14 protein-coding genes, 1 tRNA gene and 2 pseudogenes are annotated in these 22,647 nt (G+C 59.1%); 4 read left to right on the top strand and 13 right to left on the bottom strand.

Annotated elements, in window-relative coordinates; translation table 11 throughout:
• Positions 1–177 precede the first annotated feature (177 nt).
• The 3 genes from BMX92_RS20450 to BMX92_RS20440 all read right to left on the bottom strand — a co-directional run bounded on the left by BMX92_RS20450 (position 178) and on the right by BMX92_RS20440 (position 3,422).
• A complete protein-coding gene (locus tag BMX92_RS20450) occupies positions 178–1,092 on the bottom strand; it encodes an SHOCT domain-containing protein (RefSeq protein ID WP_218145815.1) in 915 nt (304 codons plus the stop codon).
• A gap of 337 nt (positions 1,093–1,429) precedes the next feature.
• On the bottom strand, positions 1,430–2,866 hold the full coding sequence (locus BMX92_RS20445; RefSeq protein ID WP_093019973.1) for a DEAD/DEAH box helicase: 1,437 nt from the start codon (positions 2,864–2,866) through the stop codon (positions 1,430–1,432).
• A gap of 121 nt (positions 2,867–2,987) precedes the next feature.
• The gene (locus BMX92_RS20440) at positions 2,988–3,422 is read right to left on the bottom strand and encodes a hypothetical protein (protein WP_093019971.1); all 435 of its coding nucleotides are present in this window, start codon (positions 3,420–3,422) and stop codon (positions 2,988–2,990) included.
• Between the two features lie 79 nt (positions 3,423–3,501).
• On the opposite strand from BMX92_RS20440, the gene BMX92_RS20435 reads away from it, so the two are divergent.
• The 3 genes from BMX92_RS20435 (at position 3,502) to BMX92_RS20425 (ending at position 6,269) form a co-directional block, all read left to right on the top strand.
• Positions 3,502–4,941 carry an FAD-binding oxidoreductase gene (locus BMX92_RS20435; protein ID WP_093019969.1) on the top strand — a complete coding sequence of 480 codons (1,440 nt, stop codon included), beginning with the start codon at positions 3,502–3,504 and terminating at the stop codon, positions 4,939–4,941.
• 130 nt (positions 4,942–5,071) lie between these two features.
• Positions 5,072–5,860: a SapC family protein gene (locus tag BMX92_RS20430; protein ID WP_093020035.1), complete on the top strand. Its 789-nt coding sequence runs from the start codon at positions 5,072–5,074 to the stop codon at positions 5,858–5,860.
• A 334-nt stretch (positions 5,861–6,194) separates the two neighbouring features.
• Positions 6,195–6,269 (top strand) — tRNA-Glu (locus BMX92_RS20425).
• A 210-nt stretch (positions 6,270–6,479) separates the two neighbouring features.
• Here the strand turns inward: BMX92_RS20425 and BMX92_RS20420 are convergent.
• The 10 genes and pseudogenes from BMX92_RS20420 to BMX92_RS20375 form a co-directional block, all read right to left on the bottom strand.
• A complete protein-coding gene (locus BMX92_RS20420) occupies positions 6,480–7,253 on the bottom strand; it encodes a hypothetical protein (protein WP_143066832.1) in 774 nt (257 codons plus the stop codon).
• A gap of 381 nt (positions 7,254–7,634) precedes the next feature.
• Complete coding sequence (locus BMX92_RS20415) at positions 7,635–9,944, bottom strand: nSTAND3 domain-containing NTPase (RefSeq protein ID WP_093019965.1); 2,310 nt, start codon at positions 9,942–9,944, stop codon at positions 7,635–7,637.
• A gap of 585 nt (positions 9,945–10,529) precedes the next feature.
• Positions 10,530–10,778 carry an RES domain-containing protein gene (locus BMX92_RS20410; protein ID WP_093019963.1) on the bottom strand — a complete coding sequence of 83 codons (249 nt, stop codon included), beginning with the start codon at positions 10,776–10,778 and terminating at the stop codon, positions 10,530–10,532.
• 14 nt (positions 10,779–10,792) lie between these two features.
• A pseudogene (locus BMX92_RS20405) lies at positions 10,793–11,221 on the bottom strand (transposase); the annotation flags it as partial.
• A gap of 112 nt (positions 11,222–11,333) precedes the next feature.
• Positions 11,334–14,072: an HD domain-containing protein gene (locus BMX92_RS20400; protein ID WP_093019961.1), complete on the bottom strand. Its 2,739-nt coding sequence runs from the start codon at positions 14,070–14,072 to the stop codon at positions 11,334–11,336.
• 141 nt (positions 14,073–14,213) lie between these two features.
• On the bottom strand, positions 14,214–15,968 hold the full coding sequence (locus BMX92_RS20395) for an SIR2 family protein (protein WP_093019959.1): 1,755 nt from the start codon (positions 15,966–15,968) through the stop codon (positions 14,214–14,216).
• Positions 15,969–16,128: 160 nt separating this feature from the next.
• A complete protein-coding gene (locus tag BMX92_RS28445) occupies positions 16,129–16,419 on the bottom strand; it encodes a DUF6118 family protein (RefSeq protein WP_093019957.1) in 291 nt (96 codons plus the stop codon).
• The gene (locus tag BMX92_RS28440) at positions 16,383–16,547 is read right to left on the bottom strand and encodes a hypothetical protein (RefSeq protein WP_371262485.1); all 165 of its coding nucleotides are present in this window, start codon (positions 16,545–16,547) and stop codon (positions 16,383–16,385) included. Before BMX92_RS28440 ends, BMX92_RS28445 begins: the two co-directional genes overlap by 37 nt.
• 866 nt (positions 16,548–17,413) lie before the next feature.
• On the bottom strand, positions 17,414–20,116 hold the full coding sequence (locus BMX92_RS20380; RefSeq protein ID WP_093019955.1) for an RHS repeat-associated core domain-containing protein: 2,703 nt from the start codon (positions 20,114–20,116) through the stop codon (positions 17,414–17,416).
• Positions 20,117–20,140: 24 nt separating this feature from the next.
• Positions 20,141–21,808, bottom strand: a complete 1,668-nt coding sequence (locus tag BMX92_RS20375; RefSeq protein WP_177185166.1) for an RHS repeat domain-containing protein — start codon at positions 21,806–21,808, stop codon at positions 20,141–20,143.
• A gap of 745 nt (positions 21,809–22,553) precedes the next feature.
• On the opposite strand from BMX92_RS20375, the pseudogene BMX92_RS27010 reads away from it, so the two are divergent.
• A pseudogene (locus BMX92_RS27010) lies at positions 22,554–22,647 on the top strand (transposase); the annotation flags it as partial.

Here is a 22,647-nt window from a genome sequence, read left to right as displayed (position 1 = left end):
CCTGCGGGGGCGGCCGGATGGCTGCCCCTGTTGGATTCGTCCCGCTTAACTTCGCATATTTCCCGTAAATCCTGTTCTTTCCGAACAGATGTTGGAAATTTTATTTCCAACAGCGGATCAGCATGTCGTGATCGTCCCTTAGCAAAGGGCGCGTGAATAGGACAGGCGACCGCCCCCTCACCCGCCGCAGGGCAATCCCCAGTCCTGCTTGTTCATGGGCACGAATTTGCCCTGCCGCTTCCCATAATGTTCCGTCCGGCTGACGGAGCCGGTCACGATGACATCGAAGCCCTTGTCTCTGACGACATTGGCGATCCGGCCCTCCAGTTCGCAGGCCTTGCGCGGATTATCGTCGGAGATCGCACCGGCGTCGCTATAGCCCGTTCCGATCAACTCCGGTGTGATCGGCCCTTCCGGTCGAAGCTCCGTGATGGTCGCGCTTAATTCCGTGACGCCCTGCCCGGTATAGCCGCCCGACGCATAGATGGCGGGATTGGCGGTGAAGCGGTTGGTAATATCCCAGTCCGACGGGCCGGAGCCCCATCCCCAGCCTGACACGGCTTCGGGATAGGCGGCGCGCACGACCGTCTTCCCCTGATCCTCCGCCAGATAGTAGACGCTGAGGAAGCCGGTGCAGGCGTGGCAGCCATCCTTCATTTCGCGCGTGGCGATCAGCGCGGGGCCGAAGGGCAGGTCCACGATCCGGACGGGCGTGATGGTGAAGGCTTCGCCCTCCACCGTCTGCACGAAGGGACGGCGATGGCTGGTCGCCGCCTCGAACGCGCGGGCCAGACGTTCCGCCGGGGCGACTGGCGGCGTGGTGGCGACCGGCGCGGACGGGGTAAGGACGGGCTGCGGCGTGGTGGCTTGTGGCGGCGCAACCGAAGTCGACCATTGGCCCGGCATCAACCATGCGCCGATGGCCAGCAGGGCTGCGATGCCCAGCACGCCCGCGCCGAGGATCAGCGGCCAGCGGGTCGATCCGGCGGAGAGCAGCTTGCGCTTTTCCTCCGCAAACTCTTCGTCGGTCAGCACGCCCGCTGCGCGCAGTGCCTCCAGCTTCGTCAGACGTTCGATATTGTCCGGCTTCATGCCCCACCTCTGCCTATTATAGTGGAATGACATCAGCATGAATCGTCATTGCGAGCGCAGCGAAGCAATCTATGGGCGCGCCAGTGGATTGCTTCGCTGCGCTCGCAATGACGGCGCTAAATCAGAACAATGTCATCACAATCCAACCCGATCATGCCGGGTTCAGCGGCAGGCTGCAACGAAAGAGGCACCCCCGATCCTCTCAGGGGTGCCTCTTTCGTTGCAGCCTATGGATAGAAGCCCGTGATTAGAGCATCGAGCCGTAAATAAGAACCGTTCGGGCTGAGGCTGTCGAGGCCCCGCCTTGTTCTTCAAGAAGTACGGCCCTTCGACAGGCTCAGCCGGTGAAGCCGACCGACAGGAAGTGGGGAACGGGGCCGTTCCAGCCGTCGTCCGGGCCATCGTCCACCGGATCGCGGCGACGCTGTGGCGGGGGCGTGCGATCCTTGCGTTCGGTGCGGGGACGGTCTTCGCGCGGACGATCGTCGCGGGCACGTGCCGCCGGACGTTCTTCGTTGCGATCCTCACGAGCCCGTTCGGCCGGACGATCCTCACGGCGCTTGTCGTCGCGCGGCTTTTCTTCGCGGCGGGCCGGCTTGCGGTCGCGGCTTTCGCTGCGACGACCTTCCTGCGGCGCTTCCTCCTCACGGCTCGACCCGCCCGGCAATGGGGCATAGGCGATCTTGGTGCCGATCAGCTTCTGGATATTGTCGATCGCTTCGGCATCCGCCTCGGTCACGAAGGTAAAGGCGACGCCGGTCGCGCCGGCCCGGCCGGTGCGGCCGATACGGTGGACATAATCGTCCGGGTGCCAGGGTGCATCGAAGTTGAAGACGTGGCTGACGCCCTTGATATCCAGACCGCGCGCCGCGACATCCGACGCGACGAGGATATTGACGGTGCCGTCGCGGAATCGTTCCAGTTCGGCGATGCGCGACGACTGGTCGATGTCGCCGTGAATTTCGCCCGAACGGAAGCCCTGCCGTTGCAGCGCCTTGTTGAGATCACGCACGGTCGTCTTGCGGTTGCAGAAGACGACGGCGCTGGTCACGTCCGCCACGCGCAACATGTCGCACAGGGCGTCGCGCTTCTTGCGCGAATCGACCTTCACCAGATGCTGGACGATATTGGTGGAGGCAGTGGCGGGGCGCGCCACCTCGATCGACTTGGGATTGGACAGGAAGCGGTCGGCCAGCTTCTTGATCACCGGCGGCATGGTTGCGGAAAAGAGCAAAGTCTGGCGCTGCGCCGGCAGCTTGGTGCAGATTTCCTCGATATCCGGGATGAAGCCCATGTCGAGCATGCGGTCGGCTTCGTCGATGACCAGCATCGAGCAGCCGTTGAGCAGGATCTTGCCGCGCTGGAACAGGTCCATCAGGCGGCCCGGCGTGGCGATCAGCACGTCGACGCCCTTTTCCAGCGCCTTGATCTGATCGCCCATCTGCACGCCGCCGATCAGCAAGGCCATGGAGAGCTTGTGATATTTGCCGTATTTCTCGAAATTCTCCGCCACCTGGGCGGCGAGTTCGCGGGTCGGCTCCAGAATCAGGCTGCGCGGCATCAGCGCGCGGGCGCGGCCATGGGCGAGAATGTCGATCATCGGCAGCACGAAGCTGGCGGTCTTGCCGGTCCCCGTCTGGGCGATGCCGATGATGTCCTTCATCATCAGCACGGGGGGTATCGCCTGCGCCTGAATCGGCGTCGGCGTGTCATAACCGGATTCGGTTACGGCCCTGAGCAATTCGTCGGAAAGGCCGAGATCGGCAAAAGTCATTCATATGTCCGGACAGGAGGTGGCCGACATGCGCGTCCGCATGCAGGAAATCGGCCGCGCATTGCGGAAATATCGGCCACTTGTCAAGAAATTCGCGTATTTTGCCGCCTATAGAGAAGGATCAATCCTCTTCGTCGATCGGGATCAGGCGACGGAAGCTGTCGATCCCGCAGCTAAGGCCGCTGCGCGCCTGCAATTCGTCGCGGCCCGAACAAAGCGAACCGTCATCATCCGGCTCCACATAGAAGCCGGAATAGAATCCGTCGGAGTCGCAACCCTTTTCGAGCCGGGCGCGATAGCGGTGATTGTCCGCGAGAATCAGGTCAACGCCATTGCCGACGACGATGCTGGCCCCGCGAATCGAGCGCAGGGCGACGCAGCGCGGCCCCTTTTTTTCTTCCCAAGCCTGCTGCTCTTCCGGCGCGATTCGGGCAGGCGCCCTGCCCTTCTTCGCCATCGGCACGCGGATGATAATACGCTGCTGAATCGTGAGTTGCGCCATTTGCACAGGCTCAGCGCCGGGCGCGATCAGCAGCAGCAGAACGGATGGAAGCAAGTCGAACCCCTTTTTGGGACTGGCACGCTATCGCCGAAAGGTTGAACCGTCGATGAATTCCGGGGCATAGCATCGTCCCATGATACAACAGCAGCATATAGATCGCTTCATCGCCCTGCTCGGCCCCAAGGGGGTCGTGACCGATCCGGACGATATCAGCCCATGGACCAGCGACTGGCGCGGGCGCTATCATGGCGCAGCCATGGCGATCCTCTCCCCTGCATCCACGCAGGAGGTCGCCGACACGGTGAAGCTGGCGGCGGAACTGGGTATCGCACTGGTGCCGCAGGGCGGCAACACGTCGATGGTGGGGGGCGCGACGCCGCCGGCCGATGGCAGCGCGCTGATCCTGTCGCTGCGGCGGATGAACCATATTCGCAGCCTTTCCCCCGACGACAATCTGGCGCTGTGCGAGGCTGGCGTGATCCTGAGCGTGCTGCATGACGCCGCCGAAGCGGCAGGACGGCGATTCCCGCTGAGTCTGGGCGCAAAGGGCTCCGCCACGGTCGGGGGGCTGGTGTCCACCAATGCGGGCGGGACGCAGGTGCTTCGCCACGGGACGATGCGGGCATTGGTCGAGGGGATCGAGGCGGTGCTGCCCGACGGCAGCATCTTCGACGGGCTGGATGCGCTGAAGAAGGATAATCGCGGCTATGACATCAAACAGTTGCTGATCGGGGCGGAAGGGACGCTCGGCGTCGTCACCGCCGCGTCGCTGCGGCTGGTGCCGGCGATCGCCGCGCGCGGTGTCGGCTGGGTCGGGGTGGAGACGCCGGCCGATGCGCTGCGGCTGCTGCGCCTGACCGAAGAGCGGCTGGGCGACAGTGTCGAGGGGTTCGAGGTGATCGCCGATGACACGCTGGGCTTCGTACTGGGGCATATTCCCGGCACCCGCTCGCCGATCGAAACGCGCACGCCCTGGCATGTGCTGATCGAGGTGGATCATGCCGACCTGTCCGATCCCTCCCCAGCCGAACGGCTGGAAGGGGCGCTGGCCGAGGCGTTCGAACGGGGGATTGCGGTCGACGCCGCCATCGCCGCCAATGAGGCGCAGGCCGAAGCCTTCTGGCGCATCCGCGAATCGCTGTCGGAATCGGAGCGGGCGCAGGGGCCGGCGCTGCAATATGATATCAGCGTGCCGGTGGCGAAGATGCCCGCCTTCATGATAGAGGCGGCGGAAGCGACGGAAGCCACCTTCCCCGGCACGACGGCTTCCTCCTTCGGCCATCTGGGCGACGGCAATGTCCATTTCCATGTTCGCGCGCCCAGGGGGACGAGCGACGGCCCGGCCTGGATCGCGGCGCAGGGGCAGGCGATCAACGCCTTCGTCCATGACGCGGTGGTTGCGGCGGGCGGCTCCATTTCGGCCGAACATGGCATCGGGCAGATGAAGCGAACCGAACTGGGGCGGCTGGCCGGACCGGCCCGAATCGGGGCGTTGCGCGCGATCAAGACGGCCTTCGATCCCAAAGGGCTGTTCAATCCCGGCAAGCTCATTCCGCTGCCCGGAGAAGGCTGATCATGCGGTAGGCGCGCGCCGCTGACAAAGCGATTGCGCCCGGCTCGCAAGGCCTATATCGCCCTGCCCCAAAGTTGCGACCTGCGGCGTGCCCAAAAACACGCCGCTTTATGAGAGAATGGACCTGACCATGGCCAGCGCGCCCGTGAATACCCTGCCGATCTTCTACAATGACCTGCTGCCGCTGAGCAGTGTCGATCATATCGATTACAAGGTGAAGCCGGTCGAGGCTGCCCCCTTCCTGGTGTCGCAGCATGCCGTTCCGCTGACCATCGACGAATTCGTGCCGGCTCAGCGTTTTGCGCCGATCATCTTTTCGGCCGGCGCCGATTCCGTGCCGCTGCTGCTGATGGGCCTGAACGAAGGCGTGAACATCTTCGTCGATGACGAAGGCAAGCTGCGCGGTCCGGCCTATGTCCCGGCCTATGTTCGCCGCTACCCCTGGATGCTGGCCAAGCTGCGTCAGGAAAGTGACGAACTGTCGCTGTGCTTCGACCCCACCAGCCCGGCGGTCGGCGCGGGTGAAGAAGGCCAGCCGCTGTTCGTGGACGGCAAGCCGAGCGAGCTGACCCAGGGCGTGCTGAAATTCTGCGAAGATTTCGAGCAGGCGGCGGCCCGCACCGGCCAGTTCGTGAAGGATCTTCAGGAAATGGACCTGCTGATGGACGGCGAAGTATCGATCCAGACTCCGATCGCCGAGCAGCCCTTCGTCTATCGCGGTTTCAAGATGATCAACGAGGAAAAGCTGCGCGACCTGCGTGGCGACCAGCTGCGCAAGATCAACCAGAACGGCATGCTGCCGCTGATCTATGCGCACCTCTTCTCGCTCCAGCTGATGCGCGAAATCTTCGAAGGTCAGGTCGGCCAGGGCAAGGGCCCGATCGCCGTGCCCGCCGCGCCGGAGCCGGCTGAAGCCTGAATGAGAAGTTAACCCGAACGGTTTGAAAAATTTGATGGAAGGCAGGCCGCGCCCCTCTTGCAAGGGGATGCGACCTGCCCTATCTATCAAATATATGGCGCACCTGCCCCCCTTTCGGGTGTGTCATATGGGCGCTTCCCCCTTTGGAAGCGTCTCCTCCCTGAACCTTGGCCACCCCATGCTTGCATGGGGTGGTTTTTTAATGGGCGATGGCGGGAGGCGCATGCTTTGGCGTGGTTTGCCATTGCCATGAGGTCGCCTTGTGAGACTGGGGCTTGACGCGACCGGCGCGCCTGCTAAAGCCCCTCCCCTGCCAGCCGCCGATGCGGCCCATGGCCCCTTCGTCTAGCGGTTAGGACGCGGCCCTCTCACGGCTGAAACACGGGTTCGATTCCCGTAGGGGTCACCAGTCAAGCGCTTTAACGCCTTGATACTGCGTGATAATTTCAGATTTTGCGAAATCTGATCCCACACGCGGTCCCACATTTGCTGCGGGATGCAAAACTTCGACTTGGCCTCCCCTGACCGCGGGTTGAAGCCTCTATTCACCGTGCGAGCCTTGGGGGCGTCATTTCTTCCGTCCGGCGCCCGCCTGCCGCGCTTGCTGGGTCTTTGCGAATCAGGCTTGCGCCGGGAAGTCGACTATCATCGGTATGTCCATGTCCAGTCCGGTTGGAGCGATGGCTTGGTAAAACCAGGTCTCCTCCTGTTCGACGCCGAAGACATCGGACCATCTGGCGACTATTCTGGCCTCGATGCGGACAGTCGGTTCAAGCAGCAGATCCGACAGCTGGCCTTGGGGCATAGCGTTAGCCGCCGCTATGCCCAGTTGCACGGCTTCTCCCTGTTGTGCCGCGATATCGCGCCCGCCGCCCGGTTCGATCAGGCGGCTTCCCCACTGCCAGCCGTCAGGCATGAGCCTCATGGTCACCTGAAAGGTCCATCGGAAGTTCCGGGCCGGAGACTGGCCGGAATTGAGTACGGTCATATAGAGATGAGGCGCAGCGTAGGTGTCTATCCGGAACTTCACGTCTCGCGGTGAAAGATAGCAGCGGGCCTGAGCCTGACCGATTTCGCGCGCGATGTTATTGCCCTCCACCGCGGCATTTGTCGCCGCAATGGCTTCCCGCACGGCGTCACGGGTCAACCGGATCTGCCGCCAGATGAAGAATGTACCGGCCGATGTGACCAGAAGGGTAGCGAGCGCTGCGAAGGCCATCCAGATCGAGGCCGTGGCAGTCACCTCCTGCGCCCTCAACTCGCGCATCTGATAAGGATCGGGATGTCCCATATGCCCATGCGCTTCGCGCTGGACCGATGCTTCTAGCGACAGGCGGACGCCTGAGGGCAGGGGCTTTTGGGAAATCGGCTTTGGCGTCTGCTTGGCTGTCATTCCTGCTGCTGCTCCATGACCGTTGCTGGACACCTGTGGGAGATATCAGGCAAATTTGCGATCGTCTTGTCGCCCGTGCCGTTGGGCGGTGGTGCATCCTGATTGACGCCATTCACGATATCTGTTCGAGCCTCTCCGCCGGGATCCGGGCTGCTCGTTCCTCGGGTCGCCATGATCGTTTTCGAGGGGGTCTTCGCGCGCACGACTGCCTTTTTGAAGGCGCTGGGACCGGCCGTGCGGGTCGAGCCGGGTATCGGGAAACGCCCTTTCCACAGATGAAACGCTGGCTGCAGATCTAGGCGGCCGGTCCTCTATCGTTTTCATATGTTTGGGGGACGACGGTCCCAGATTGACGGTGCGCGTGCGGGCTGGCGGAGATGATCAGCCTTCCGTTCGAAGGGAGCTGAACAGGTCGCGTATGCCCTCGTCACTGGTACGTTCGATGCTGCGCCGCTCCCGGTAATCCTCCATCTGTTGGTCGGCGCGCTGATCCTCGGCCAGCTGATATTCCTCCAGCCCCTCGTTAATGTACGAAATCTGGTGGGACACATCGACATCGAATACCCGTCCGAAATATTCCAGGTCGTTGATGAGGGCGGTAAAAGATCCCTCGGTCTGGCAGGTGCCGAGTTCGCCGGAAAAGCTGTTCTCCACGAAGTTATCATAGGCGTCCTGGAGGGCTTCGCGCAATGGATGCTCGGCGCCCATCTCGGATGCGTCGTTGTTTTCGAACAGGTACAGAATGTTTCGCAGTTCATCCGAACTGCATTCAGCGATCGCGCTTTCGACCAGCTCATCGCCGCAACGATCGAAAAATGGCTGGATGAGGTCCAGCGCCTCCCACTGCACGCGCCGATAGCATTTTATGGCGGTGATCATGTCTGCAATGGTGCAATATTGGGTTTCGCGCACTTTATCGATACGTGCGATGATCGCCTCGATCAACGGCAGTAAGACGGGAGCCCGGAAATCATCTGCCATCTCGATAACGACGGAGATGCGTTTTTCGAAGCTCGGCCCGACATATGTAGAAGTGCCTGCCGTCGAGCCGCCGCTCTGCTGGCGAAGCGCGAGCCGCTCGATATGAGGTGCGAGCCTTTCTATGTGCCGGCACAGGATATCGCGGGTTTCTCCAGCGAATTTTGAGTTCGCAAACCGCCAGATCCGCTCGATCTGAGAGAAGAATGCCGCTCCCAGGACCAGATCGAGTACGGTATCGGGCTGGGTACGAACGACGCTGTTGAGCCAGTCCTGGACTGACGGGTTCACGAACTCGACTGCGCCGTAGACCGTCGGTCGTATGAAGGCGCCGTGCAGTTCGGCCCGGGCGGCGCTGAAATCGTCCGGCCTGCGTTGCAGTCCGTAAACCTTTGCGCGCCGCGCGTGAAGGGAGCCAAAGCTCTCCCGCAGATCCGCATCGCTGGCGCTACCGCCAAGGCTGAACAAGGCAAGCAGGAGAGAACGCCCCGCGTCGCTGATCTGCTGCTCATAGGCATGGTGCCAGATCTCGGCGGGGTTGGCGAGCATGTCTTCGACAAAGGTCTGATACGTCTTCACAGCGACGCGCTGCACCTGCCGATAGGAGGACAGCCACTCAATCAGACGCGGGTTGAACTTCTCATGCTTGACGATCTTGAAATAGAACTCGCCTCGCAAAAGTTCGTCCCTGTACTCCGTCGGCAGGTCGCTGAAGAACAGATGATTGTAAAGGATTTCGGCCCTCTGGCGCCGGCTGTAATCGCCCATGTGGATGACCATCCTGCGCTCGTCGAGCCCGGCATTGCGTATCTGTTCCGAGGCGGCCCAGGCCTGACGGAACATCTGCTCCCGGGTCGTAAGGATGAGCCGCTTGCCCTTGGACCCCGCCACCATCTCGATAAAGTCGAGGATGGCGCGATATTCGCGCTGCTGGTCGGCTGATCCCTTGTCGCCAAGGAAGGTCACGCCCATGAAATCGTCGAAATAGAAGACCTGGCGCCTGCCCTTGCGGAACAGGCGTTCGCCCTCCGCAAAATCCTGACGGATTACGACCGGCTCATATTCCTGGTGCAGATGCTCGTAGAGCAGCATGTTGGCGAGCGTCGTCTTGCCGACTCCAGGCAGGCCTGAAAGGATCACGACGCGGTCCTTGTCGAGCGCGGCGAGGGCGCGCGGATAGGCGTTGCCCTGGACATAGCGCTTGATCTCGCCATGAATCTTCTCGACCTGGAACCGGGTCTGCATGACCACGTCATTGTGGAGAACCGATTCGAGCACGTTGGTGCTGGCCAGCCACAGCTTGTAGTGCGCCCTTTCGACCTCCGGGAGCGTGCCGAGCAGGTTGTTGATATCGGCCCGGCCATAGATGTCGGCCTTGGCGAGATAGTTATTGCCGATCACCTTTATGATCTGCGTTTTGTTGGCGTCCGATAAGGGCACTGCGGTCATCAGAACGTAGCGATTTGGGGCAATGCGCGCCACCTTGCCGGCCTCCTTGCCTAGCTCACGCAGGAGACCGACTACCCCGGTTTCGACGAACCGCTTGCACTGGATGACGATGTTCGCGCCGCCGCGCGCATGACGAAAATCTATCCCGCCATCCTTGCCCGACTTGAAGGATTCCAGCGTCAGGCCCGTCTCGCCCTGAAAGAGATCGCGACAAAGCAGTTCGAAATCATGGGGGCTCAGCTGGCTGAAGTCGTAATCGGGCATGAAAGGCTCTTATAGAGCGGCAGCGCCGGCTCTGCATATCCTTTTTGGCGCGCTGCTGGTGCGTGCGCGCAAGGATAGGGGCTGGCGGCTGCCCGCTGCGCGTGCACCGTGGCTCTTATCTCCGCTGTGCTCCGACCGAGCCCCGGCTGCGCCGGGTCTCGGCCCTTGCGGACTGCGATCCACTGCCGGAAGGAGGAAGGCGAGGAGTGGCGCGGCTGGCAGGAAAAGCGCACTCGGTGCGGCATAGGCAGGCACAGGGTAATCAGGCCCGCCTGGCGGGAGGCGATGCCGGCTTGCGCGTTTGTCCTGCAGCAGGGCGACGAGTGCTCACGCCGAAGGCACAATCTGGTCGATGGGCCGGCGCATAATTGCCGCAAAGGTCGCAGCGGAAATCGTCTTTCGCCATTGTTTTTTCCTGTCCCGCGCGTCTGTGTCGCCCAAATCTCAAAAGCCTGGATCGGCCGCCGGCTTACCTGCCGGATAGATGGTGAGCGACCGCTGCCGCGTCTGATAGCGTGTCGCCTATATATAGACGAGGGAAAGGCTGTCGAGGTCAAGCCGCAGGGGCGGGCGACGTTCGTCCGACTAGTTCTGGTTGCTCCATTTCGAGTGCGCTTCTGTCCGGTGCTTGACGGTCAGGGAAAAGCTGTCCGGGTCATCTTCGGGCTCCATCCAGCTTGCATGTGCCTCGATGTCGATCATGGGATCGAGCGGTTCGACCCTTGCTGCGGGGGGGAACAGCATGATGTTGCGCCCTTTCGATCCCGTTTGCGTCGAGCGGTAGAGCATGCCGTCGATCGCTGACGTCATGCGCTGCGCCAGATAGTCGGCCATGACCTGGGTGGGGAGATATCCTCCGTGAGTGCCTGCTCGTCAGCCGCCCCGCGCGCAACCTTGCGCTGTGTCGATCGATGTTGACCCAATACCCGGCATATCCGTCGCTCGGACACCGGAAGCTGTCGTCGGACATGATCGATACAACGCCGCCACCGCACAGGGCTCAGAAGTTTCCCCTGGCAGCCTCCTGCAAAATCAGCTTGTCCAATGTCAGATCCGAGATCGCCCGGCGAAGCCACGTTCTCTTTCTCCAGGTCTTTCACCCGCCGCGCCTGATCCGTCTTCAGGCCGCCATATTCCCTGCGCCAGCGATAATAGGTCTGCTCCGTAACAGCGATCCGACGGGAGGCTTCGGCGGTCGTACCATTCTGCGCCAGCACGATCTCAACTTCACGCAACTTGCCGATAATCTCTTCCGGTTTGTGCTTCTTGCTCGGCATTCGTCGTCCCTTTCCTGGTCCGGACTATCATAGTCCATGGGCCACTCAGTAGGGGTCAGATCACGGCATCAAACGTAGGCCGCAGTCGCGCTGGCTGCAGCGATTTGATGGATCACAGCAGTCCGGCTAACCTAGCTGGCGGATAGCCAGCCTCGTCCTCCTGGAGGTCAGCTACGAGATCAGCGAGTTTCGACGAACGACCATCGCGGACCAGAATGGCAATCTCCTTAGCGAGGCGGCTGTCGATTTTGACCACGATGCGATACCGGCCAAGGAAGACATAGGGCTTGCCGTTCGGATGTTCGAAGTCTCGCAGATACACAGCCCCACTCCAACGACCGGAAACTTCCGCTAGCACACCAGCAGGCCTGCGAATGTCAACCGCCTGCAAATCAACAAGCAGAAGAGGCACGGTCCCGTATATCGGAGTCTGGACGAACACGACTGCGCTATTCGGATCGGCATCGAACAGCCACGAGGCGGAGCGCTCGGTCGCCATCGCATATACCGTGGCTACGTCTGGACCTGATAGCGGCGCGAGCGTGCGCGCAAGTCCGATGCTCCCCTTGCTGCTTGGGTCGACCTGCAACGGACCCTGGACGCCTGCGAACCTCGTCTGTTGCAACAGGAAAGCTTGCCCAGGCACTTTGTGAATTTCGTCAGGTTGGATGTAGATCGGTTTCGACTGGGAGAACGGATAGAGTCTGATAGGCGCGAGATCCGGAAAACGACGCACAGCCTGATACAGCTCGTCCTTGGTAAACACATCATAGACGTTGCCGCCGTGCATGGCTGCCTGTTCGCGCAGCGCTGCCACGGTTGGGAGATCCTGCCCTCCGGTCTCCCGCAAAAAAGCGCGATAACCCTCATGAATGAGGTCGGTCACCTCTTCCTCGAACTGGAGGGATGCCTCGTTCTCGATCATTTGGGTTCGGTCCAGCGAAAAGCCGATGCCACGTGGCGTCGTTCGATTGGCTGTGCAGGTGCCAACCCGGAACAAATCTATGCACAGGTGCCGGAGACGAAGCGGCACCGTAAAGCCGCATATTCCGGTAACTCCCCTTGCGAGACCGGGGAGAGCGTTAAGGATCGACACTCCTGACTCAAGCAAGAATGTCGGCTTCCCGTCCACCATTCGGTAGGCGAGAAGCAGTGAAGCATCGGTATGACCCTTTGAACCTGACCATCGGAAGACCTGTATGCCGTATTCGTCGACGATCGCAGCCCGGCTTCCGAGTAGCCTGTCCTCTGGCAGAGCGGGACGATCGGGCAGGGTCGACTCCTCGTCATCCAACCGAAAGCTAATAGGGATTTCTGAGCAGAGTATCTGCTCCCTTGTTCGTTCGTAAATGTCGTCGAGCGCAACATCATCGCGAAGATGCAGCGTAACGGTCGTCCCGCAGCGCGCAGGTGTCGCATGGAACACGGTATAATCGTGCAGGTCATCAAGCGCGACTTTGAACGAGATGCCGTCTGCGGCAGCGGCAGCACTCGGATCGCCCCGATATGGTTCGAACGAGGCAGTGATCACATCGGCTGATTTCGCGATCGTAAACACCGACCAGAAGCCGATCCCGAAGCGGGCGATCGGAGCATAGTCGGCGTTGCCGTAGCCCGGCTCCGCGGAGCGACTGCTCCCGATCGTAAGCAGGTTATTGAGTACGACGCGCTCGGTCATTCCGCACCCATTGTCAGAGATGACAATTTCATGACGAGCCCGGTTGAACACTATGTCGACTTTCGGGGAATAAGCATCTGCTTTGCTGGAATGATATTGCCGATATCGACATGCTTCCACAGCGTTCTGCAGAAGTTCCCGGATCGGAAGACCGGCGTTGTTTTTCCAGACAGCATTCGATGCGATCAGATCGATGACGTTGCGTGTGTTGAGCCGCACTCCCAGCCGTTCGAAACGACCGCCGGGGAACGCGAGCGTACGCAGGAAAGGCTCTGGCCGAATACGAAGCCTTGAGGGATCAAGGCGCCGATCCAGATCGCAATAGCCCCGTATCCAGCCTTCCATCTGATCGAAGGTCCGATGAGCGAGTGCCAGGACAGCCGCATCTCTGAACGTCCCTGACACCAGGACCCGTCCGTCTTCATCGATCGCAAGACTGTCGCCGATGCAAACATGCTTCATGTTTTCCAAATAGGAAATATGGGCCGCCGGGCTCGGGTCGGCTGCGATCGCCTCAAACACACCCTCTATAACGCGGGTGTCACTAAATTCGAGCGCGTCCGCCACACATAGAATGATTGCGAGCTGGCGAACGTCGATCCGCTTCTCTTGAGCGGCATAGGCCGAGGATATCTGAGTTTCGAGAGTGTCGATGGACAGGTTGTGGGCCTGCATAATTCGGTCAAGCGCGTCCACGAGCGGTACCGGAACGGCAAGACGAGCGGCATTTTCACCGATATACGACCCGCCCCGTCGAGAGTGCTCGCGCCGAAGATAGGCTTGTAGCCGAGGGTCGAGTTCCCAGCCCGGCATCCTCGAAATTCCGAGTTCGGCACAAAGCTGATCAGCCTCGTCATCAAAGACGGTCATACCCAAATCATGGGCGTAGGCAGCAAGTATCAACAGATAGATGCTTGGTGCGGTCAAAGCCTCATGGACTGTTGCACTCAAGCTTGCAGGGGTCAGTATCTGTTCAATGCGCTTGATAACCCGAAAGCCATGATGCGCATCGTGTCGCGTATATAAAGGAAAATAAGTGATTGTGCTCGCAAGGATGGGCGCGACGGCCTCAAGGAAGGTGATGGCCCTGTCGGCATAGTCCGCATTAAGCAGGCGTAATTGCGAGAAGAGCGCGGTCGAATGGAGTTCGCTTACTGGATCGGCGATTGTCAAAGAATAGGACCTTTCTCGCGTTGCTTGACTTGCTTCTCTTTATCAAAATACGCCGCCGCGTCACTACTTTGAATTATGGCGAAAGTCTCTTCTCGCGGGGACATTACAAATTTTGGCGCAGAGGATTGTCGATACTGGACCTTAGTAGAAGTGGACCTTGCCGGCATGGGCTTCCACCGCTGCGACATTTTCGTCAAGCGACCGGCCATTCCGGGTGAGCGCAACGCACGCCTCCGCGAACACTTTACCACCATAGCGAACCTCGGCCCCCTTCAGGCCGGCCAGGATGAGTTCGTGGTTCTTGTGCCGATAGGCAGCCCATGCCCCGACCGGTACCCAGCCGCTGTTCGAGGCTTCCAGCCCGACGAAGGCAAGCGAGAAGAGATATTCGAAAGTGTCGAACAGGAGATCATAGTCCTCGTCCTCAGCTATGAAAGGCCGAAACGTCTCGCGTAACGTATCGTGTAGCCAGTCGCTCATCGGGACACGGTGCTTTTTGCCACCGAACAAGGGAGCGACGTGCTCAGCCTCGGCTAGGCGTAAGGCGATAAGATTCGAAACCGCCGCTGCGTCCGTGTTGCCGATAATCGAGGTCCGTACAGACAGAAGCCGGGAGAGCAATGCCGGCCGCCTGGCAATCAGGCTCGCCATTCCTGCGGCGTAGAGCATCAGTGTGCCGGGATATGGCCTGAGATTGCCCCAGACAGTGTATTGAGAGCCGTTGATGAACTGCTCACGGCCGATCTCGCCTATCGCGTCTACGAGCAGATCGTCCTGTTCGCCGCGTGACCATATGCCGATCGTGGCGTTGAGTGCGACGAGCGTCGCGCCGGCTGCGTCATAGGCCTTGATCCGCGCCGAAATCGTTTCAGCCGTCGGACTATCGCCATGGGGCGGAAATGCCGGGCCGGTCCATACCGCCTTCGCCTCCGCCACAGCGTCGCGGTACAGGTCATGCAGCCGAATGCGCTGTTCGGCATTGGCCAGATAACGCTTGGCGGCACCAACGGCAGCCTGCACGCTTAGTGGATGCGGCCGGTCGAATTCCTCAAGACCGCGCACATGGTCCAGCAGGTTCTCGAAGAAGCTGTCTGCTGACTTGATCCGGACCACATCCGCCCGCCGACTGGTGATCACGGCACTGGCTTCTCCGGATAGCTCACCCGTCGTCGTCCAGAAGCAGGCATAGCGCCGGTTAGTAGCCCGCTCGATCGAGGTGCGTAGCGCATGGTCCCAGGTAGCGGACCAGCCGCAGACCACCAACCCGAACTCATCGAATACCCGGTCGACGAGTGTAGCCATCGCCGGGTCGTAAGCGGCCAGCTCGTTTTCGGTGTTGAGTATCCGGGTATCGAGATAGTCGCCATGAATCTTGATGATGCAATGCTTCTGGTGAGTCAGCGGGATCATGCCGATTGCCTGATCCGAACTGCCGACTACCACCGGCACAATACCTCGCTGCTCGAGCGCCTGTTCCAGCAGACGGTCAAAATTGGTGGTGACGATGACCCGGACGAGCCCCGCCTCCATAAGTTCAGCCACGGCATGGTGCGCGGGCGTCGGCACCTTCAGACCTTGTTCGCGCTCGTCCGCATCCGGTTCGAAATAGCCTTTCAGCAATTGCTGGCGTTCGATACCGGTACGACAAAGGCTGTCGAGCAGGTCCGAATAGCCTGCTTCCTTACCGTATTTGTCGGCGTACCAGCGATCAGGAGCATCGCCAGTTTCTTCTGATTGCGCAGCAGCTGTACGCCGGATCAGGTCAAGCACCACTTCCCAACCCGTCGGAATGCCAGCCGAGCGCGACACGCCCGAACCCAGCAACATTGCATAAACGCCGGGGCTCGATCGCAAGGAAAAGGCGAGCGACACAAGCGGATCGAGAATCTGGGTCAAATCATGCTTCCCTCAACGCAGCGCGGTCATCGCGCCTTAGCTATGAGATGAAGCCTTCCGGCGATCTGAGCAAGCTGCTCACACCTCTGCGGTGGAAGCGGAAAAAGGGGATGGATGGTTGAGAGAATATGGGCGTGGCGGCGAATCAATTCCACCCGTCTTATCGGATATCGATCGCGCAACGAACGATCTTTTCCGACCTGGCAGCCGCCATCTGGCATTTGTGTATGGCGTCAGCGTTAGTCCGGCGCATCTCAGTAGCCTCAACGATAGCATGCCAACCGGAAGGATTGGCCACGCGCATCATTCTCGTTCCAGCATCCCAGAGCGATGCTTCGCCCACGACGCGACGCGCGACCCGCTCAGGCCATAACCAGCTTTGAGGCCCGATCGATGCGGCCCAACCCGGATAGGTCAGCCAGAGCAGCGATATCGCCAAGGCCGTACCCATGCGCCATCGCCCGACGCACTGGTCGTGATCCCAAGACCATCCGTAGAACTCAGCCGATCGAGGATCATGAACTCCATGCGGGCGTCTGATAGATTATGCTGCGCCGGCAGGATCAGGGCCTTGAACATCATCACCGGATCGACTGGCGGGCGCCCGCCTTTGGCTCCATCACCATAACCAAGCCCTGCGACCAGTCACGCCCAGAAATACTCGAAATCCACCGTCTCCTGCAAAACATAGGGCGAGGCGGATCGCCCTCGTTGCTCAATGCCTTAAGGTGATCACTCAAACTGAACAGAGACTTGGGATCCATAGCTGACGTCCGCGATCGCGCTCCATCAGTTGATCATCATCGTTGCCCAAACGATAACGGTTTTTGCGGGTCTTCAGGTGGCTGCACAATCATTAAATTGAGCGTATCTCGACACCGGCAGCGTTTTCGCGACTGAGCCTACGCCCCGTGTCGGCTCCCATGCCTGTCGGCCGTGCGTCAGAGCCAACCGAACCGCGATCGCCTAGTCCCGACGCAGCGACCTCAACATGATATCCGTCACAAAAATCACGTCAGGGCCAACATTATCGGCGCAGCTACAAACCTTATATTGGCAAATACCAATAAATTATCAACATATCTATGGCCTCGTAGAGATTTCTCGTCGCAAGATGTACTGATCACAAACATTCATGCAGATTCGTCCTTTGCCGCAATCGGTTTTTTGTAATATTCCGGATAGAGTGACATGCGCTCCGTGCACCAACCCTTCAAAAGGCTGCGGCAAAATGCATTTTCCATTTTCCAATCGAAGATCACGTTCTTTCAGATAAAGCCCTGCAGCTCCGTGCGTTTGAGATACTATACCCCTAACGTAAATCGTAGATCCTAGCTTTTGCTTCAGATCTGAGAAATCAGTTATAACTTTTCTGCCATTGGTCCGATCCATTGTCGTACATCCGGAGATACAAGATAATATAAATAGTGCTATGACAGGCCTTTTCATTGCATAATCCTCTGCATTGACCTTAATCTCTGACTAATTTTCTGCTGCTCTGTCCGGTTAACTTGGCCACCAACAACCCTCACCCGAGCTTGGCCGCCAGACACCTCAATGACGATAGTCCGACCCTGATGGGTGATGTAGTTGGGAATGCCAGCTTGAAGCGTAGCTGCACCATCGCCAGGCCCTGGATTTGCACCATCTGTACCAGGTCCACTCACGATACCTTGTTGTGCCTCTGTAGCGTTAACGTCCTCTGCGTGAGAGTGGCCAAACGCATCCGCGCCCGCCAGCTCAGACCGCTTGAACGAGACTGTCGCCGTCGAACCCCTATCGCCCGGCGTACCGGCGGCGGAAACACTTGAACCATCAACCCGATAACCTTTTTCTGCGCCATTCACCGCGTAGCTTGGTCCAGCTGCTGCAACTGCAGAGTCTGCCTTGGCGTTAGAAACGATATTTTTGGTGGTGTCCGCCTTATTATCTTTGAAGTTTGAGGCATCAAAGCAAGCACCTGACAGGCCTTGGTCGCCCATATCGCTACAGCCCGCCATGCCGGTCGGATCTATGCCGTTAATCGGATCGTTTGCGACATAGGCGTAAAGATTGATCTGATCTTCATAGCCGATGGGATCGGTCTGCATGAAGCGCCCGAGAGTGGGTGAGTAGATGCGGGCTTTGTAATAATACATGCCCAGTTCCGGGATGCGTATCTGGCCGGTGTAGGCAAAGCGACCGATATTGCCGCTACCCGGAATACCATAATCGTCATAGCTATTGATGCCGACGCTGGACCCGGCACTGGATGCGATGGACACCACACTGCCCTGATGATTGGTACGCAAGACCCGCCGAGTCGCAAGATCAGAGCCTTCATACCAGAAGAGCGGTTCATCGACATTAGGGCCATGGACATAGCGACGCTGCAAGGCGCCCGCGCCGTCATATTCAGCGACCAGTTCATCCCCGTCATAGAGAAAGCGCGTCGTCGCGCTTCCCGCAGTCTGGAACAGGCGGCCCATTGGGTCATAGGTCAGCGTGACATTGTTCGCCCCCGAAGAACCGATTAGGCGATTTTCTATATCGTAGAGATAGGCATTGCTGCCATCGGAAGTAAGATTGCCGTTGAGGTCATAGCCATAGGTCGAACTACCTACCGCCGCATATTGATTGCGGCCATTGACCGTATAGGCGCGATCCGTGTTGACATGCCCGGTCCAGACATAACTATCATTGCTGGTCGTACGGGCGAGCGCCTGGCTTGCGGCATTATAGGACGGCGTACAAGTCGTGCCGCTCATCGTGCCCATGCAGAAGGTGACGTCCGCCGCCGTGCTGGCAAGATCGTGCGACAGGCTCGCGAGCCGACCAATAGCATCATAGCTGTAGTCGGACTTGTTGGCATCAGCGGTACCGCAGGTCGACACGGCACTTGCCAGCCAGCAATCTCGCTCGCCCCGATTGTTGTAGACGATAGTCCCGATCACTGAATTGGCGCCCTGCTTGATCAGCGTCATGCGATCCAACCCGTCATATTCGTAGCTTATGTAGTTATTATCGGGATAGGTCAGTCGCGTGCGATTGCCATTGGCATCATACTGAAAGGCCAAGACACGTTCGGTGCCACCCATATTATTTTTGCTGGAAGACAGGCGACCAAGCCCATCATAGTAGTTGGTAATTCCCTGGGACGTGACGGCGCCTGAGCCGAAACGGGCAAAGGTTTGCAGCCCACGCAGGTCATAACCATAATAGACCGCATCGCCGCCAGAAGGCGTTGCCGATTGGCACTGCGCCAAGGCTGCGGTTGCTGCCAGATAAAATTTGCTGGTCGCGCGATTGAGCGCGTCAAACTTCTGGCAGATGAACCGGCCGTCGCGTTTCCTCAGTCCGGTGCGATTGCCATTGGCATCATAGCCATATTGCTCGAAATCCGCGGCGTTGAGCGCCCCCGCCGTCGCCAAGGCATTAGCCGGAGTCGAAGGATTGAACGCAGAAGGGGATGTTGTGGATGGGAATATCCATTTCACCTGCCGGTCAAAGCCATCATATTCCAGCTTTGCCCGGTTGCCTTTCGCGTCGATCACATATTCACGCTTGCCGTTGGGCGTGTAGCTGTATGTCGCATAGGCCTGTTCCAAGGAGGTACCGACCCCTTTGCGAACCTGCAGCAGTTGACCCGCCGCATCATAGAGATTTCGGGTTATGCGATCGGGACCGTTGGAACCTGGCGCGCCCAGCACGCAGGCATCGGGCAGCAACCCAAATGCCGAGGGGTTCATACGAATGGCTGTACAGACAGGAAGGCCACGCGCATCGTAACTCGTCTGGGTTACGGCCACCAGCGTGTCATTTCCAGTCAACCGCTTCTCCAGTGTCCGACGATGTTGGGCGTCGTAACTATAGATGACCTTCTCGGTGATCGTGAAGCCAGGCCACTGAAGCGGCACGACATCTTCCGACTGCCAACTGTCTAGCGTTCCCTTTTCAGTCAGTACAAGATCGCCGTTACTGTCGTAGCGACTGCGTGTTGCCGGATACTTCAGTGCGCCTATATCATCAGGATCCGAGAGGATGGTCCCGGTCACCCTACCTCCCGCATCATAGCGGACGGCTCTTCCAAAAGAAACCGGGATCTGCTGCGCGTGGGCATATCCGCCAATCACTGCTGCCACAAGTGCGGCTGGCACGTAGATACGCATGTCGAAGCCTTTCTGGCCGGTGGATCAGGGGCAGGTTGCCAGTCCTGCTCGCGGGGAGGTTTCCGAGACACGATTGCCAAAACTGTCGTAGCTGTAACATGTGAGAAGACTTTTGCCGTCCGCAGTCACTTGCAAGCTTTTCACAAGAAGCGGGTTTTTACTTCCCTGTCCGCCATACCCGTAGACGGTCACCACTTCGTCTGAGGTGCTCCCGCAGGCAGGTGCCAACATATTGCCATTGAATGTGGAGCGACAGATGATCTCGCGAACGGGAACCGAGACCGGGGAAGAAGCTGGGACGAATGATCCATTAGCAGCCTTCACGTAGGCATACCGGTCCTCATATTCCCAGCGCCGGAGCGGCCGAACGCCGTTAGTGTCGGGCGGCTGAATCTCCGCTGTCATTTGCCCTCGGGCGTTGTAGCGATAGTCCGTGGTCCTGCCGTTTGCGTCCGTTTCGGACGTCGGTTTGTTGCAGGTCAAGACCCCCCAGGCGCACGCACCAAACGTTCTGCTTGTCGATATGGTCGAAGCATTGCCTTTGGAATGAACGATTTCTTGCGTCACGCGACCGTAAGCGTCTCGCACATATTCCGTGTAATTGCCTTCCGGCCACTGCGCCCTGACCAATTTACCATTGTTATCATAATTAAAGCTGGAGGTGTGGGACAACTCATTGCGCGCCGCTCTGACGCCCAGTGCGCCCGCACCATCGGAGTTATAAATTGTAGTGCCGATACCGGACGTAGCCGCGCTGATCTGCCTTATGTCTCCGCTTACTAGGCTGTAGGTGTAGGATGTGGATCTGCCTCCGTCGGTGAACAGGGAAACCCTGCTGTTACTTCCCATCGAACAGAAAGATGATGGATCCTGGTTGGGGTTCTCGCACTGCCAGATGGAGGTGTAGGCATAGCGTCGGCCCGATGAAGGGTCTGCAGTGTCGGACAAGATAAAATCTCCTATACCGTTGGCATTTACCCATGTCATGTTCGCAACGGTGCCGTCAGGCCGGCTCGCAGACCGGGTGACACCGCCTGACCCATATGGAACCTGCGAATAAGTGGTGGTGGGCCAGGACTGCAAAGAACAGCTGTCTGCTGAGGGATCGCAGTATTCGACCGCCATGTTGACAGCTGTCGCGGAAACACGGGTTCCCCACGCAGCGTTGTATGGATCACTGCTCGCGTAGCTGAATTTGATCTGATAACCGGTATTGGTGGTTGCTGACTGCACTCGTGAAACCGTGAGTGTGCCATAGGGGCCGGACACCTGTGCAGTTTTGTAATGGAGATATGTCGTCGCCCCACTCGGATATCTAATAAAGTCGGCGAGCTTGTAGATATTCTCAAAGTCGTATTCGTTTGGCTCGGCCAGGATCGAAATTCCGAAATTCACGACCGCACCATCAAGATGCTGATACATGTCGGGATCGCGGCTATAAAAGTCGCCCGGCGACTTTCCGTAAGTACCGAATGATCCGCCAATTCCGCCAAACGTCGCCGATATCGACCAGACACCGGTCTGAGGGCTGGAGTGCGAGAGGAAGGTGCTGTCGAAAGAGTCTCGGATGACCCCCTCATTTTTCTGCCGACTAAGATGCAATCCCATCTCGCCGTCAGGACCTATGCCGAGTTCGGGAAAAGACCAGGTCTCGTTTCCGTTTCTTGCATCTATTCCGTTCGGATCAACCATCTGCTCCTTGGGCGGGGGGGGCAATTGTGCCAGGGCGAACCCCGCTGACGCAGCCATTCCGGCAACAAGACATAGCGCAAGGCGACTTGTCATAAGACTCACCATTTTTCATCGATATAGGTAATGCGCTTGGGCGCACGGGGCAGCTTCAGTTGAGCGGGATCATTGTAAACCCATTTAGCGGCACCACCACTAATCGCTTCCTCGCACCGGACGCCGCCCCGCTGGTTCAGTTGCTGGCCGCGTCATAGGTGTAAACGGCTGTCGTTCCAGAATTGGGGCGCTCTCACGCGCCGCATTCGTCATGCGGCCAAGCGCGTCATATTCGATTTTCACCTGTTCCTGCGCCCATGCATCAGGCGCGAGTAAGTAGGCGACCGCAATAAGCACAGCCGGACCAACTATTTTCATCAGTATCCCCCCCGTTTTGAACCGTACAACCATCATGCTTTGGCAGCATGGCGAGCGGTTGCCATCTGTCATTAACGCCGAATTGCACACTGGTGAGCAAAGTCAGCCCCCCCCCCTAATGCGAACTAGGCTCGGTTTTCATCCCTGTTGTTCTTTTGATGCCACTCCTTCAGGTGCTGAGCAATAGCCAAAACAACCGTATGTAATCAGTTGTCTGTGTCTTGTTTTTAGTAGGGCCTCCGGATCATCGCATCGCCTGTAAAGCCGTGTGTCCCGTCACTTCTTCAGTCAGCCTTTTTCTGAGTCGCCAAAGTGAGAAAGCGTCGATTCTGGTCGGCTTGAGCCCTACTTTCCCAAGAGCCATGGCAAACCGCGTGTCGACGATCGCCGGGTGTTGAGCGGGATCATTTTCGTCAACCGGAATGGGT

Source organism: Sphingobium sp. YR768, assembly GCF_900111125.1.
Taxonomy (GTDB): domain Bacteria; phylum Pseudomonadota; class Alphaproteobacteria; order Sphingomonadales; family Sphingomonadaceae; genus Sphingobium.
The sequence above is the reverse complement of the archived record's forward strand: the minus strand, read 5'-3'. Positions and strand labels throughout refer to the sequence as shown.